Genomic DNA, 15,282 nt, shown 5'->3' with positions numbered 1-15,282 from the left:
GGGCTCAGTCGAGCCCGAACAGGCGCATGATCGCCGTCCGGGTCTCGCTGTCCGAATCCCGCAGCGCCGCGGTCGGGCCGTGCAGGAGCTTGTTGGCGATCCGGGTGCCGAGGGTCGCCAGCCGGGCCCGGGCGGGGTCCTCGGCATCGAGGCCGGCGGCTGCGCGGGCCACCTCGTCGGCGACGACTGCCTCCGCCTGGCTCCGCAGACGCTGGATGGCGGGCCCGGATGCCCGGGTCTCGAGCCAGCGCTCCATCTGCGCCATCTCGGCGGCGAGCAAGGCCTCGGCCGCCTCCTGGCCTCCGGCCACCTCGGGGTTGCGCGGGCCGGGGATCTCCTCAAGGCTGCGCAGCTCGACATCGGTGCGCCCGTCGACATCGACCGCCCGGGGGACCGAGAGGTCGAGGATCAGGAATCGGTCATCGGCCTGGCGTTCCGGGATGTGCCGGGGCCGCACCACGATGCCCCCGGAGACCGCCACCACGGCGAAGTCGCTCTTGCCCATCACCTCGGCCAGCTCGGTGAGGGCGAAGGGGGTGCCGTCGATGGTTTCGGCCAGCCGTGCGGCGGAGCCCTTCTGGCGGCTGACCACGGCGAGGCGGGCACCGAGGGCGTGCAGGCGCAGGGCGGCGTCCTCGGCGGCCTCACCGGCACCCACGATGGCACCGCTGCGGCCCTCCAGGCTGCCGAGCCGCTCCTGGACGTGGTGGGCGGCGATCGAGCCGATGCTGTGGCCCGCCCGGCCCAGTTCGGTCTCGGACCGCACCCGCTTCCCGAGGCGCATCGCCCGGCCGAAGATGTTGGAGAGGGCCGGCCCGGTGGAGCCAACCTCCTTGGCCAGGACGAAGGCCCGCCGGACCTGGCCGAGCACCTGCGGCTCGCCCAGCACCTGGGAGTCCAGCCCGCACGACACCCGGAACAGGTGCTCGATGGCCTCCAGGCCCTCGAGGATCTGGAGGTCGTTCTGGTCGGTGGGCAGCAGGCCGGGCAGGATGGCCGCCAGGCCGTGGATCGCCTCGGACTCCGCCCCCGCCGAGGTGAGGTAGGCCTCGGTGCGGTGGCAGGTGCACAGGATGGCCAACTCGCCGACCCCGGGCCGCTCGGCCTGCAACAGGGCTCGCTGGGTGGGCTCGTCGTAGGCGAGCCGGGCACGCAGTTCGGGGGGCGCCGACCGCCCGGCGCACAGGGCCAGGATCATCGCGGGGCGGGTCCCTGGGGCCGGACCGGTGGGGGCAGCGGAGCCGGGTGCAGAGCGCCAGGGAAGGACGTCAACGTCACAACTCCCAGCGTAGCGCGGGGCCGGACAAGGGGTGGCGGGCCGGGTGGGTGGCCGGGTAACGTCCACCGATCGAAACGGCATCGGGCCGCATCCGACGGGTTTGGCGCCCGGTTCCGGTATGCCCCCGCCCGGGGCGGCTCCCCGTACAATCCCTCGACTATGGGAATCAGCCGAGCCGACGTCGAGCACGTCGCCCGCCTCGCCCGCCTGGCGCTCACCGAGGACGAGATCGCCCTCTTCGGCGACCAGCTCGGCCGCATCCTGGAGCACGCCGCCCGGGTGACGTCGTTGGACACCGAGGGCGTCGAGCCGACGTCGCACCCGCTGCCGTTGCGCAACGTCTTCCGGCCCGACGAGCCCAACTTCCCCGCCCCCTGCCTCTCGCACGAGGCGGCGCTGGCCAACGCCCCGGCGGCCGAGGACGGCCACTTCCGGGTGCCCCGGATCCTCGAGGAGGAGCCGGCGGAGGGGGAGGCGTGAGCGCCCCGCTCTGGGCCCGGACGGCCACCGAGCTGGCGGGGCTGCTCCAGGCTGGGGAGGTCAGCGCCACCGAGGTCACCACGTCGGTGCTGGAGCGGGTCGAAGCGGTGGAGGCGGGCATCGGCGCCTACCTGACCCGCACGTCCGAGGACGCCCTCGGGACCGCCGCCGAGGTGGACGCTCGCCGAGCGGGCGGCGAGGATCCCGGCCCGCTGGCCGGGGTGCCCATCGCCATCAAGGACATCATCTGCACCCAGGGCGTACGCACCACGGCGGGGTCAGCGTTGCTGGCCAACTACGTGCCGCCCTACTCGGCCACCGTCGCCACCCGCATCGCCGGGGCCGGCCTGCCGGTGATCGGCAAGACCAACCTCGACGAGTTCGCCATGGGGTCGTCCACCGAAAACTCGGCGTTCGGCCCCACCCGCAACCCGTGGGACACCGCCAAGGTGCCGGGGGGGTCATCGGGGGGCAGTGCGGCGGCGGTGGCGGCGGGTGAGGCGGTGTGGTCGATCGGCACCGACACCGGCGGGAGCATCCGCCAGCCCGCCTCGCTGTGCGGGGTGGTGGGGCTGAAGCCCACCTACGGGCTGGTCTCCCGGTCGGGCCTGATCGCGTTCGCCTCGTCGCTGGACCAGGCCGGGCCGTTCACCCGGTGCGTGCGGGACGCCGCGCTGCTCCTCGGGGTCATCGCCGGCCACGACCCCCGCGACGCCACCTCGCTGCCTACCCCGGTCCCCGACTTCGCCGAGGGGATCGACGCCGGCGTGCGAGGGATGCGCATCGGGATCCCCACCGAGCTGATGGCCGCCGGGCTGCAGGACGGGGTCCGGGCCCGGGTCGAGGAGTGCATCGGGTTGCTGGAGAAGCTGGGGGCCGAAGTGGGGGAGGTGTCGCTGCCCACCTTCGCCTACGGGATCGACGCCTACTACCTCATCGCCCCGGCCGAGGCGTCGGCCAACCTGGCCCGCTTCGACGGCGTGCGCTACGGGGTGCGGGTGGACGGGGACGACGTCACGACCATGAACAGCCGCACCCGGGCGGCCGGCTTCGGGGCCGAGGTCAAGCGGCGCATCATGCTGGGCACCTACTCCCTGTCGGCGGGCTACTACGACGCCTACTACGGCAAGGCCCAGAAGGTGCGCACCTTGATCATCAACGACTTCGCCCGGGCTTACGGGTCCTTCGACCTGCTGGTGTCGCCGACGTCGCCCACCACCGCCTTCGGCTTTGGCGAGCGCACCCAGGACCCGCTGACGATGTACCTGTCCGACGTGTGCACGGTGCCGACGTCACTGGCGGGGGCGTGCGCCATCTCGATCCCGTGCGGGCTGGCCGCAGAGGACGGCCTGCCGGTGGGGTTGCAAGTTATGGGCCAGGCGCTGGACGAGGTGCGGGTGCTGCGGGCGGCGTACGCCCTGGAGCAGGAGCTGGGGTTCAAGGCCGAGCCTCCCGGGTGGGTCGCCGGATGAACGAGCTCCTGACCACCATCGGCCTCGAGATCCACGTCGAGCTGGCGACCAGGACCAAGATGTTCTGCGGGTGCCCGGTGGCCTTCGGCGGCGACCCCAACACCCGGGTGTGCCATGTCTGCCTCGGCCACCCCGGAGCGCTGCCGGTGCCGAACGGCCAGGCGGTGGCCAACGCCGCCAAGATCGGGATGGCGCTGGGTTCCAGCATCGCCCGGCACTCGATCTTCCACCGGAAGAACTACTTCTATCCCGACATGCCGAAGAACTACCAGATCTCGCAGTACGACATTCCCCTGTGCCTGGGCGGCTCCATCGACGTCGGCGGAGCCCGGATCGGCATCACCCGGGTCCACCTGGAGGAGGACACCGGCAAGAGCCTGCACGTGGGCGGCGGGGGCCGCATCCACGGCGCCGACCACTCGCTGGAGGACTTCAACCGGGCGGGCACGCCGCTGGTGGAGATTGTGAGCGAGCCCGACATGACCTCGGCCGACCAGGCCCGTGCCTTCGCCACCGAGCTGCGGGCGATCATCGAGTGCCTGGACGTCTCCGACATCCGGATGGAGGAGGGGTCGATGCGCTTCGACGCCAACATCTCGGTGGCGCCGCCGGGGGAGCGGGGCGCCAAGGTGGAGGTGAAGAACCTCAATTCGCTGCGCTCGCTGCACCGGGCCCTCGCCTACGAGGAGGTGCGCCAGCGGGAGGTACTGTCCGCCGGCGGCACCATCGATCAGTCCACCCGGCACTGGGACGAGCGGGTGGGGGTCACGCGGCCCTTGCGTACCAAGGAGCACGCCTTCGACTACCGCTACTTCCCCGAGCCCGACCTGGTGGCCATCGAGCCGGGCGAGCAGTGGCTCGCCGACATCGAGGGCCAGATCCCGGAGCTCCCCGCCGCCCGGCGGAGCCGGTTCGTGGCCGACTACGGGCTGCCGGAGTACGACGCCGGGGTCCTGGTCGGGAGCCGGCCGCTGGCGGGCTTCTTCGAGGAGGCGGTGCGGGCGGCATCGGCCGCCGAGGCCAAGACGGTGGCCAACTGGCTGGCCAACGACCTGCTCGGGCGCCTGGCGGAACGCAGCGAAGGCATCGAGCAGACCGCGGTCACACCCGTCCATCTGGCCGCACTGGTGGACCTGGTGGCCGCCGGGACGATCTCGGGCGCCCAGGGCAAAGAAGTGTTGAGCGCCATGGTGGCCACCGGCGCGGACCCGGCCACGATCGTGGAGGAGAAGGGCCTGCGCCAGGTCTCCGGGCGCGACGAGCTGGCGGCGGTGGTCACCCAGGTGCTGGAGGCCAATGCCGAGGTGGCCGGGCGGGTGCGCACCGGCGACCACAAGCCCCTCGGCTTCCTGGTTGGGCAGGTTATGAAAGTGACGAAGGGACAGGCGAATCCCAGCGTGGTCCAAGCGCTCTTGCGGGAAATGCTCTCGCCCTAGGTTCGCCGGTAATGAATCTAGGAACCGACGCGACGGGCTAGGTAAACCTCCGCAGCCTGAAATTACCCTCATGAAGCTTAGGTTCTCTTCAGATATCGGCCGAGCCGGGCATCAATTACCTCCCTTATGTTCCGTTTAACGCTCGAAACATCCAATCGGGCCGGTCCACGGAGTTTTTAGTGACACGGCCGTTGCGTTAGCATTCGACAAGTTAATTCGGTGGTTCCAGAAAGCCTGGAACCTGTAGGAACGGGGGGTGTTCAGCCATGGTGGCTAACTGCTTTTCGCGGGGGGCAGCATGAGGGCCGCACGGGGAACAGTGGTGCGGGACGAATACCTGAGGGCCGGTGACGTCGCCCGGCTGCTGCACGTCTCGCCCAAGACCGTTGCCCGCTGGGCCACGGAAGGCAAGCTGCCGTACGTCCGGACCCTGGGGGGGCACCGGCGCTTCTCCGGCCCCCAGATCCAGGAGCTGGTGGACCGGCTGGCCGTCACGGCGACGACGGAGATCCCGAACTTCTAGGTTCTTCTCCTGCGCGGTCATCCGTGTGATTCGGACGGGCGCCTCCCGGATTTGTGACCCTCGACTACACTCGAGGTGACAGCCCCGGGGGGCGCCTGCGCGTTGGTGCCCTCCCCACATCGGGTCGTCGCAGGGGACCGCGCTACGTGCCCGAGCGCAGGGCACCGGAAGGAGAACCACATGTCGAACCGTCCTGAGATTTTGATGACGCCTGGGCCCACTCCGGTGCCACCGGAGGTCCTGATCGCCCAGTCGGAGCCACTCGTCTACCACCGGGGGCCGGGCTACGGCGCCCTGCTGTCCGAGGTGATGGCCGGCCTCAAGTGGCAGGCGGCGGCCACAGGCGACATCGCCGTCTTCAGCTCCTCGGGTACCGGGGGGATGGAGGGTTCGGTCGCCAACATCGTCTCCGCCGGCGACAAGGTGCTGGTGGTGTCGGTCGGCTACTTCGGTGAGCGCTACAAGACCATCTGCGAGCGCTTCGGCCTCGACGTCACCTTCATCGGCTACAACTGGGGTCAGGTCGCCCGGGCCGAGGATGTCGCCAAGGCACTGGACGCCGACCCGGACATCAAAGCGGTCTTCATCCAGCACTCGGAGACCTCCACCGGTGTCTGCAACGACATCGAGCCGGTGTGCGAAGTCGTGCGGGCCCGGGACCGGCTCATGGTCGTCGATGCCATCTCCAGTGTCGGGGCCATCGAGCTGGAGACCGACGCCTGGGGCATCGACGTCTGCGTCGGCGGGTCCCAGAAGGCGCTGGGGGCCACTCCGGGCATCGCCTTCAACATCGTCTCGGAGCGGGCCTGGGAGGCGCACCGCAACTCCAACGCCCCCCGCTTCTACTTCGACTGGACCGCCTACAAGGCCGCCGCCGACCGCAAGGATGCCGAAAGCCCCTGGACGCCGGCGATCTCGGTCCTGCAGGGCCTGAACGCCGCCATCAAGATGGCGCGCGACGTCGGTCTGGAGAACATCTTCGACCGCCACCGCCTGGTGGCCCGCATGGTGAAGGCGGGCGTGCGGGGCCTCGAGCTGCCGCTGTTCGGCGAGTCGCTCGAGCGCTCGCTCATCGTCACCGCGGTCAAGGTGCCCGACGGCCTCAGCGATGAGGCGATCGTGGCCAAGCTGCGCTCCCGCTTCGGCATCGTCACCGGGCCGGGCCAGGGGCCGCTCAAGGGCAAGATCTTCCGCATCGGCCACCTCGGTTGGGTGGAGCCCCTCGACGTGCTGCGCTTCTTCGGGGCGCTGGAGGTCGTGCTGTCGGAGCTCGGGTACCCGCTGAAGCTGGGCGCCGGGGTGGCCGGGGCCCAGGAGGTGCTCCTCCAGCCATGATGCGGGTCCTCGTCTCGGAATCGCTCTCCGAGGAGGGCCTGGAGAAGCTGCGGACGGAAGTCGAGGTCGATGACCGCGCCCTCAGCCGGGAGGAGCTCCTGGCGGCGATCGGTGACTACGACGCCCTCATCGTGCGCTCCGCCACCAAGGTGGACCAGGAGCTCCTCGAGGCCGGCAGCCGCCTGAAGGTCGTGGGGCGGGCCGGCGTCGGGCTGGACAACATCGATGTCCCCGCCGCCACCAAGCTGGGCATCCTGGTGGTCAACGCCCCCACCTCCAACGTCCTGTCGGCGGCGGAGCACACCCTCGCGCTGCTGCTGGCGCTCGCCCGCCACATCCCGGCGGCCGATGCGTCGCTGCGGGCAGGGAAGTGGGAGCGCTCGAAGTTCACCGGGGTGGAGCTGGAGGGCAAGACCCTCGGGATTCTCGGGCTGGGGCGCATCGGCACGCTGGTCGCCCAGCGGGCTGCCGGCTTCGGCATGCGCCTCCTCGGCTACGACCCCTACGTGGCCCCTCAGCGGGCCGCCGAGCTGGGCATCACCCTGGCGGGCAGCGTGGCCGAGGTGTGCCAGGAGGCCGACTTCCTCACCGTGCACCTGCCCAAGACCGCCGAGACCAAGGCCATCATCGGGACGCCCGAGTTCGAGCTCATGAAGCCCACCGCCATGGTGATCAACGTCGCCCGGGGCGGGATCGTGGATGAGGCCGCCCTGGTGGCGGCGCTGTCCTCCGGGCGGATCGCGGGTGCGGCGGTGGACGTGTACGAGAAGGAGCCGCCCGGCGAGCATGCCTTGTTCGGGGTGGCGTCGGCGGTCGTGACCCCCCACCTGGGCGCCTCCACCGAGGAGGCCCAGACCCGGGCGGGCACCGCCATCGCCGAGCAGATCCTCCTGGCCCTGCGGGGCGACCTGGCCCCGTACGCGGTCAACATCGCTGCCGGCGGCGAGCTGGCCGAAGTCATCCGCCGCGGGCTGCCGCTGGCCGACCGGCTGGGCCGGCTGCTGGCAGGCCTGGCCGCCTCCGGAGTGACGACGATCCGCTTCGAGTACCGCGGTGCGATCACCGAGCACGACTGCCGCATCCTGACCCTGGCCGGGCTGAAGGGGTTCTTCACCACCGTCGTGCACGAGCCGGTGACCTATGTCAATGCCATGCCGCTGGCCCAGGACCGGGGGATCGAGGTCCAGGAGGTGAAGTCCTCGCAGAGCTCCGACTACGTCAACCTGGTGACCGTGACCGCGGCGTCGGCGGCGGGCGACGTGACCGTGGCCGGGACGCTGTTCGGCAAGCACGACGAGGAGCACATCGTCCAGGTCTACGACTACCCGATCGACCTGGCGCCCGAGCGCTACCTGTGCGTGCTGCGCTACGCCGACCGGCCGGGCGTCATCGGCCGTGTGGGCACCGTGCTGGGCGAAGCGGGCGTCAACATCGCCAGCATCAAGGTGTCCCGGGACACCATCGGCGGCGTGGCCCTGATGGGCCTGACCGTCGACTCCCCGATCCCGGCGGAGGTGGCACCCCGCATCGCCGAGGCAGCCGAGGCGAGCGAGATCCGCTTCATCGATTTCGGCGGGTAGCCCCTCCGGCTCGCCGTCACGCGCTCCCGAGTTTCTTGTCAGCATGAGCCACCTCTGTGGTGGTTCAGCGTCACAAGAAGCGCCGAGACCGACCCCATCTGGCGAGCACCGTCCCGGTTACCGGCCGTAAACTTGCCCCTCGTCCGGGCGGGCATCTCGGACTACAATCAGGGACGAAGGGTCCCGCCCGGTGGCCGCCGGGCGACGTCGAGGAGGAGCAGATGCCGATCACCCCCGCGAAGTTCATCTGGATGGACGGCACCCTCGTGCCGTGGGACGAGGCCAAGGTGCACGTGCTCACCCACTCGCTCCACTACGGCTCCGGCGTATTCGAGGGCATCCGTGCCTATGAAACCAAGCGGGGCTCGGCCGTCTTCCGGCTGACCGACCACATCGAGCGGCTCTACAAGTCCTCCAAGATCCACAACATCGATGTGCCCTTCCGGCCCGAGGAGCTGGTGGAGGCGGTCAAGGACACCATCCGCTCCAACGAGCTGACCACCTGCTACATCCGCCCCCTGGTCTTCCGGGGCTACGGCGAGATGGGGCTCAACTACATCGGCTGCTCGGTCAACGTGTCGATCGCCGTGTGGCCCTGGGGCGCCTACCTGGGCGAGGAGGGCTTCACCCGGGGCGTGCGCATGAAGGTCTCGTCCTGGCGGCGCTACGACCACAACGTGCTGCCCCCGGCCGCCAAGGCCACCGGCCAGTACATCAACTCCAGCCTGGCCAAGGTGGAGGCCATCAAGGCGGGCTACGACGAGGCCATCATGCTGAACAAGGAGGGCTACGTCGCCGATGCCAGCGGCGAGAACGTGTTCATCGTGCGGGACGGCACCCTGGTCACCCCGCCGCTGTCCGACTGCCCGCTGGCCGGGATCACGCGGGACTCCATCCGCACCATCGCCGCCGACCTGTCCGTGCCCATCGCCGAGGACCACCTGGCCCGGACCGACCTGTACACCGCCGACGAGGCCTTCCTCACCGGGACCGCCGCCGAGCTGGTGCCGATCCGCTCGGTGGATGACCGGGAGCTGGGCGACCCGGGCCCGATCACCCGCAAGCTCTCGGAGGTCTTCTGGTCGGCGGTCAAGGGGGACATGGACCGCTACAGCGTCTGGAACGAGTACGTCGGTTAGGTTCGCCCGGTTCCTGCGGCCGGATCCAACCAGCTCTGGATCAAGACCGGGCATCAGCTACGGCATCGTCGGCGACGACGGCGTCGAGGAGATCTCGACCACACCGTTCCTGCCCCACGAGCGCACCGGGGTGGTCCACCCCCTGGGCGACGTCCGGCTCCTGGCCCCCTGCCTGCCCTCGAAGATCGTGGGGATCGGGCTCAACTACCGGGAGCACGCCCTGGAGCTGGGCGACCCCCTGCCGGACGTGCCGCTGTGCTTCTTCAAACCCTCCACCGCCGTCATCGGCCCCGGCGACGCCATCGTCCGGCCCCCGGCCTGCCGGCAGCTGGACTACGAGGGCGAGCTGGCGGTGGTGATCGGCGCGGTGGCCCGGGCGGTGGACGAGCACCGCTGGCGGGAGGTGGTCCTGGGCTGCACGTGCGGCATCGACGCCACCGCCCGGGACCTGCAGGGCGAGGACGACCAGTGGGGCCGGGCCAAGGGCTTCGACACCTCGGCGCCGCTGGGGCCGTGGATCGACGCCGATGTCGACCCGGGCGACCTGCGCCTGCGCACCTGGGTCAACGGGGAGGTCCGCCAGGACGCCCGGACCTCGTCGCTCATCTTCACCGTCGGCCAGCTCATTGCCTTCGTCACCTCGTACATCACCCTCCTGCCGGGCGACGTCATCCTCACCGGCACCCCGGCCGGCATCGGGCCGCTGCGGGCGGGGGACCGGGTGGAGGTGGAGATCGACGGCATCGGGACCCTGGCCGCCGGCGTGCGGGACGGGGCGCAGGCCTTCCCCGGGGGAGTGGCGCCGCCCTCCCGGTAGCGGCGGGTAGTCTGGCGGCCCCATGCCTGAAAGCATCCCGTCCGTCCGCGTCCGCTTCGCCCCCGCCCCCAGCGGGTCGATCCACGTGGGCAACGCCCGCACCGCCCTCTTCAACTGGCTGTTCGCCCACCACAACGGGGGCGTGCTGGTGCTGCGGGTGGAGGACACCGACCGCAGCCGGGTGGACGAGGCGTCCTACCGGGCGGTGCTGGAGGACCTGCGCTGGCTGGGCCTCACCTGGGACGAAGGGCCGGAGGTGGGCGGGCCGTTCGCCCCGTACCGCCAGTCGGAGCGCCTGGCGAACTACCGGGAGGCGGCAGAGCGCCTGGAGGAGGCGGGCCGGGCGTACCGCTGCTACTGCACCGAGGAAGAGCTGGCGACCCGGCGGGCGGAGGCCAAGGCGGCCGGCCGGCGGCCGGGCTACGACGGGCGCTGCTTCCGGCTGACCGACGACGAGAAGGCCGCCTTCGAGGCCGAGGGCCGGACGTTCGTCCTGCGCTTCCACGTGCCCGACGAGGGGTCGACCTCGTTCCACGACCTGGTGACGGGCGACGTCACCGTGGAGCACGCCCAGATCGACGACTTCGTGCTCGTGCGCAAGGACGGCTTCCCGCTCTACAACCTGGCAGCACCGGTGGACGACGGCCTCATGGGGATGACGCACGTGATCCGCGGACTGGACCTGCAGCCCTCCACCCCCCGCCAGATCCTCCTGCACACCGCCCTGGGCAACCCCTTGCCCGCCTTCGGCCACCTGCCGCTGATCCACGGGGGCGATGGCCAGCCCCTCTCCAAGCGCCACGGGGAGGTCTCCATCGGCTGGTACCGGGAGCACGGCTTCCTGCCCGAGGCGATGGTGAACTACCTGGCCCTGCTGGGGTGGAGCCCCCGGGACGGCAGCACCATCCTGGCCCGGGAGGCCATCGTCGAGCAGTTCCGCATCGACGACGTCGTCGCCTCGCCCGCCCGCTTCGACCTCGACAAGCTGACCTGGATGAACGGCGAGTACGTCCGGGCCCTGGACCCGGCCGACCTCGCTGCCCGGCTGGCCCCCTTCCTGGCCCGGGCGGGCCTGGTGGGGGAGACGCCCACCCCCGGGGAGGCGGCGCTCATCGCCGCCGTGGTGCCCCTGGTACAGACCCGCATCGAGCGCCTCGATGCCGCCGCCCCCCTGGTGGCCGGCATCTTCCGGGACGTCGAGATCGATCCGGCGGCGGCCGCCAAGGGGTTGGCGGAGCCCTTCGTGCCGGCATTGCTGGACGGCGCCATCGGCGCGCTGGAGGCCCTGCCGGCGTGGGACCGGGAGGGCATCGAAGCGGCCCTCCGGGGCGTGCAGACCGAGTTGGAGCTCAAGCCCCGCAAGGCATTCGTCCCCTTCTACGTCGCCGTGCTGGGCTCGACGGTCGGGGCGCCGGTGTTCGACTCCATGGCGCTCATCGGCCGGGAGCGGGTGCTCGACCGGCTGCGCACAGCCCGGGCCGGGCTGGAATAACCCTGGGAGGCCGCCGTTTCTACAGATAGAACAAGCTATCGATAGAACCAGGAGGCGGGGTATGGAAGCCGACCGGGAAGATATCTACCGCAGGGCCATCCTCTACCGCCGCCTCGAGGCCCTCGGGGTCGCCGACCGGGTGCGCTGCTGGTTCCTCCAGAAGCCCGATGGCAGCGCCGGCTCCCTGATCGTGGACGACCGGGAGGGCTTTGTGGCCGACCTGGTGGCCACCGGCCGGTTCTGCGTGGACACCCGGGGGGGTGGGATGCTCCACGGGGGGTTCACCTCGCTGCGCGAGCACTCGCCGGACACCAACCAGGCTCTCCATGTGAGCGTCGGGTGCCGCGACCTGTTGTGGGCGCACACCGACAGCGTGGCACCCAACGCCGACAGCCGGGCCGATGGCCACTGCGTCTACGACCGCCGCCGCGTGGCACGCCACATCCGCCGGGACGTGCTGCATGTGCGCCGGGACTTGGAGGCGCTGCTGTTCGCCGGGCCGCGGCTGGCGAAGAGGCCGGGCGGACGGCTGCCTGACCACCCAGGGTCCGAGACGTAAGAATGTGCGCGGCGCCAGCCCGCGCGGGCGGCGACACCAAAGGGGTCTCATGTCACTGGTGCGGGTGCACAACTTCTCGGTCTCCCTCGATGGCTTCGGCGCTGGGGAGGGCCAGACCCGCGAGGCTCCGTTCGGCCATGCCGGCGGGCGCCTTGTCGAGTGGTTCTTCGCCACCCGCTCCTTCCACCGGATGAACGACGACCCCGGTGGCGAGACCGGCGCCGACGACGCCTTCGCCAGCAACTGGGGCCCGGGCATCGGCGCCGAGATCATGGGCCGCAACAAGTTCGGCCCCCAGCGGGGCCCCTGGGAGGACGACAACTGGAAGGGCTGGTGGGGCGACAACCCGGTCTTCCACACGCCGGTGTTCGTGCTCACGCATCACCCCCGGCCGTCCATCGAGATGGAGGGCGGGACGACCTTCCACTTCTTCGACGGGTCGCCCGAGGAAGCCTTGGCTGCCGCCCGGGAGGCGGCCGGCGGCCTGGACGTGCGGATCGGCGGCGGGCCGGGCACCGTACGGCAGTTCCTCGCCGCCGACCTCATCGACCACCTGCACATCGTGGTCGTGCCCATCGTCCTCGGGCGGGGTGAGCGCCTGTGGGACGGCCTGGAGGGCCTGGAGCAGCGGTTCAAGGTCGATGCCGTCAGCACGCCGAGCGGGGTGACGCACCTCACCTTCACCCGGCCCTGACCGCCCGCCCGGGTGATCTACGAAGAGGTGCCGGGCAGCACCTCGGTGAAGAACCTCGCCAGGATTGGCGCCAGCACCTCCGGCGGGCAGCCATGGTCGGCGCCCGGGATGGCCTCCCGCCGGGCGGCGGGCAGCAGGGCCGCCAGGGCCTCCACCGCCTGCTGGAGCGGCGGCGGGCTGTTGGCACCCCCCAGGACCAGCGTGGGCAGGGTCATCGAGGCCCATTGGGCGGGCAGCGGGCCGCCGAAGCTGCGGTCGCCCATGATCGCCCCGTCGTAGGCGAGCGTGTGCGCCAGGGCCTCCATGCCCGCCCAGCCGGGTGACGAGCGCAGGTACTGGACGGCCGGGGCGGGAGCCCGGACCACCGAGGTGAGCCAGTACTCCACCGCCTCGGTCCGCCGGCCCTCCTCGGCGAAGGCGGTGAGGCGCTCGATGTAGTCCCGCGGCGGGGTGACGCCGCCCACGACGTAGGGCGCCTCGTAGAGCGCCAGAGCGGTGATGGGCAGGCCGTGCAGCGCCCCCTCCAGGGCCAGGGCGGCGCCCGATGAGTGGCCGTAGACCGGCGCCGGCCCCCCGCTGGCTTCGATCACGGCCGCGAGGTCCTCCACCTCCCGGTCCACTGCGTACGGCGGGGTGTCGCCGCTGCCGCCCCGGCCCCGCCGGTCGTAGGTGTAGACGCGGTAGCGGTCCGCCAGGAGGGCGGCGAGGGGTGCCACCGTGTTCCGGTCGCAGAAGGCCCCCACCGTGAGGACGAGGGCAGGGCCATCGCCCCGCGATTCGTAGGCAATCGTGGTTCCATCGGGCGACGTCAGCGTGGGCATGGTTCCTCCTCGGGTGTCCGGTACCGGTGCAGACCGGCGCAGGGGCCGGAACTCATCGATGAGTTTGGTGGCGCCCGGCGGTCTGTTCGGTGATGGCACAGACCGATCGCCCGGGGCCCGAGGCCCTCGCAGTGCGCGTGTGCGGTGTCCCGGCGGACGCCGCCATCATCGATGCCCTCGCCCGGCTCCAGCTCATCGCCAAGCGGCTGGGGCGCCAGGTGGTGCTGGTGGAGGCCGGGGAGGACCTCCGGGCCCTCATCGCCTTCATGGGCTTGGCGGAGGTGCTGCCGGTGTCAGGCGGGCCCGGGATCGAGACCGCGCGCCAGATCGGGAGTGAACTCCTGGGGCATCCCGAAGAGGGGGAACACCCGCTCGTCGAGGGCGAGGAAGAAGCAGACCCCGGCGACCTTGCCCTCTGAGATATCCAGCACCTGGATCGACCAGGGCTCCAGCGCCCCGCCCTCGCCCGGCTTGTACTGGGCGAACGCCGGCGAGCCGTTGGCCATGACCGGTACCAGGCGGGAGCCCTCGCAGCCGATCCCCGTGCCGAGGCACCAGCGCACGATGTCGTCGTGGGTGTGCAGCCAGAGGTCGAAGGGGGGCATGCACCAGGTGGCGTCCTCGTGCAGCAGGGAGGTCAGCGATTCCATGTCGTAGCGCTCGAAGGCGTCGACGTAGCGGGACAGGAGGGCCTGCTGGTCGGGGTCCATCGGCGCGAAGGCCTCGCCCGAGTCGGTGTCGAGGCCGGACAAGGTGGCCCGGGCCCGCTGCAGGGCGCTGTTGACCGAGGCGACCGAGGTGTCGAGCAACTCGGCCACCTCCGACGCCTTCCAGCGCAGCACCTCCCGCAGGATGAGCACCGCCCGCTGGCGGGGCGGCAGGTGCTGGATGGCGGCGACGAAGGCCAGCCGGATGCTCTCCCGGGCCTCGACGACGGCGGCCGGGTCCGACCCGGGCGACGCCACCATGGCGTCGGGGATGGGCAGGATCCACGTGGTCTCCGCCAGGGGTGGGTTGAGCGGCCCGTCGGCAGTGCCCGACGGGCCGAGGTCCATCGGGCGCGCCCGGCGCTGGGCGCCGCTCAGCATGTCCAGGCACACGTTGGTGGCGATGCTGTACAGCCAGGAGCGCAGGGCGGAGCGGCCCTCGAAGCGGTCGAAGCTGCGCCACGCCCGCAGCAGGCTCTCCTGGACGGCATCCTCCGCCTCGAAGGCCGAGCCCAGCATCCGGTAGGCGAACCCGGTCAGCTCGGGCCGGAACTGCTCGAGGCGGAGCTCGACGGCTCCGGTATCACCGGGGGCCGTGTCGATCCCGACGCCCGCCATGTCCGCCAACCAGGTCTCCTCGGTGCCGCGTTGGGGCGCTGCCCACTATGCCACCCGTTGTGACCGGCGGCCAGCGGGAAACTCATCGGCGGGGGGCGAGGGCGAGCCGCATAACCGGTTGAGGCCGGACGGGGGCCTGTCGTGCGCGATGTGACCGAGCTTAACGCAGTCTGTGAGTGCCTAGTCCCGTATACAGGGTGTCGCAAAATCGAGGCCTCAAACTAGCAATCGCGAAATCCAACACCTTCCCCCGGAAGTGTGCGCGAATGGGGGCATGGCCAAACACTATGTCTCCACGGATCGCATGACCCCGTTCCTCATGCCGCCCAG

General features: G+C 71.1%; 13 protein-coding genes and 1 pseudogene. 11 read left to right on the top strand and 3 right to left on the bottom strand.

All coding sequences use genetic code 11. The annotated features are described in order from the left end of the window. Nucleotides 1-4: 4 nt before the first annotated feature. Nucleotides 5-1,198 carry a glutamyl-tRNA reductase gene (hemA, locus tag VFW71_08080; protein ID HEU5002720.1) on the bottom strand — a complete coding sequence of 398 codons (1,194 nt, stop codon included), beginning with the start codon at nucleotides 1,196-1,198 and terminating at the stop codon, nucleotides 5-7. Nucleotides 1,199-1,438: 240 nt separating this feature from the next. On the opposite strand from hemA, the gene gatC reads away from it, so the two are divergent. From gatC to VFW71_08025, 11 genes and pseudogenes are all read left to right on the top strand, one after another. After that, complete coding sequence (gene gatC, locus VFW71_08075; protein ID HEU5002719.1) at nucleotides 1,439-1,759, top strand: Asp-tRNA(Asn)/Glu-tRNA(Gln) amidotransferase subunit GatC; 321 nt, start codon at nucleotides 1,439-1,441, stop codon at nucleotides 1,757-1,759. Further along, the gene (gatA, locus tag VFW71_08070; protein ID HEU5002718.1) at nucleotides 1,756-3,231 is read left to right on the top strand and encodes an Asp-tRNA(Asn)/Glu-tRNA(Gln) amidotransferase subunit GatA; all 1,476 of its coding nucleotides are present in this window, start codon (nucleotides 1,756-1,758) and stop codon (nucleotides 3,229-3,231) included. Before gatC ends, gatA begins: the two co-directional genes overlap by 4 nt. Then, entirely contained in the window at nucleotides 3,228-4,667 is a 1,440-nt protein-coding gene (gatB, locus tag VFW71_08065; protein ID HEU5002717.1) for an Asp-tRNA(Asn)/Glu-tRNA(Gln) amidotransferase subunit GatB, read from the top strand. Before gatA ends, gatB begins: the two co-directional genes overlap by 4 nt. A 298-nt stretch (nucleotides 4,668-4,965) precedes the next feature. Continuing rightward, nucleotides 4,966-5,190, top strand: a complete 225-nt coding sequence (locus tag VFW71_08060) for a helix-turn-helix domain-containing protein (GenBank protein ID HEU5002716.1) — start codon at nucleotides 4,966-4,968, stop codon at nucleotides 5,188-5,190. Nucleotides 5,191-5,415: 225 nt separating this feature from the next. After that, nucleotides 5,416-6,525, top strand: a complete 1,110-nt coding sequence (locus VFW71_08055) for an alanine--glyoxylate aminotransferase family protein (protein ID HEU5002715.1) — start codon at nucleotides 5,416-5,418, stop codon at nucleotides 6,523-6,525. Further along, complete coding sequence (serA, locus tag VFW71_08050) at nucleotides 6,522-8,105, top strand: phosphoglycerate dehydrogenase (protein ID HEU5002714.1); 1,584 nt, start codon at nucleotides 6,522-6,524, stop codon at nucleotides 8,103-8,105. The genes VFW71_08055 and serA overlap by 4 nt, the downstream gene beginning before the upstream one ends. Before the next feature lie 221 nt (nucleotides 8,106-8,326). Beyond that, complete coding sequence (locus tag VFW71_08045) at nucleotides 8,327-9,244, top strand: branched-chain amino acid transaminase (protein ID HEU5002713.1); 918 nt, start codon at nucleotides 8,327-8,329, stop codon at nucleotides 9,242-9,244. Continuing rightward, nucleotides 9,240-10,061, top strand: a pseudogene (locus VFW71_08040) (fumarylacetoacetate hydrolase family protein). Before VFW71_08045 ends, VFW71_08040 begins: the two are co-directional and overlap by 5 nt. Before the next feature lie 22 nt (nucleotides 10,062-10,083). After that, nucleotides 10,084-11,553 (top strand): glutamate--tRNA ligase, encoded by a 1,470-nt coding sequence (gene gltX, locus VFW71_08035; GenBank protein HEU5002712.1) that lies wholly within the window; start codon nucleotides 10,084-10,086, stop codon nucleotides 11,551-11,553. A gap of 61 nt (nucleotides 11,554-11,614) precedes the next feature. After that, on the top strand, nucleotides 11,615-12,112 hold the full coding sequence (locus tag VFW71_08030) for a hypothetical protein (protein HEU5002711.1): 498 nt from the start codon (nucleotides 11,615-11,617) through the stop codon (nucleotides 12,110-12,112). Between the two features lie 49 nt (nucleotides 12,113-12,161). Then, nucleotides 12,162-12,806 carry a dihydrofolate reductase family protein gene (locus tag VFW71_08025; GenBank protein HEU5002710.1) on the top strand — a complete coding sequence of 215 codons (645 nt, stop codon included), beginning with the start codon at nucleotides 12,162-12,164 and terminating at the stop codon, nucleotides 12,804-12,806. 17 nt (nucleotides 12,807-12,823) lie between these two features. Here VFW71_08025 and VFW71_08020 read toward each other — a convergent pair whose 3' ends face one another. Both VFW71_08020 and VFW71_08015 read right to left on the bottom strand, forming a co-directional pair. Beyond that, nucleotides 12,824-13,627, bottom strand: a complete 804-nt coding sequence (locus VFW71_08020; protein ID HEU5002709.1) for an alpha/beta hydrolase — start codon at nucleotides 13,625-13,627, stop codon at nucleotides 12,824-12,826. A gap of 293 nt (nucleotides 13,628-13,920) precedes the next feature. Then, nucleotides 13,921-14,952, bottom strand: coding sequence for a sigma-70 family RNA polymerase sigma factor (locus tag VFW71_08015; protein ID HEU5002708.1), 1,032 nt, complete (start codon nucleotides 14,950-14,952; stop codon nucleotides 13,921-13,923). Between the last annotated feature and the right edge of the window lie 330 nt (nucleotides 14,953-15,282).

This window comes from Actinomycetota bacterium (assembly GCA_035765775.1).
Lineage (GTDB): Bacteria > Actinomycetota > CADDZG01 > JAHWKV01 > JAOPZY01 > DASTWV01.
The sequence above is the reverse complement of the archived record's forward strand: the minus strand, read 5'-3'. Positions and strand labels throughout refer to the sequence as shown.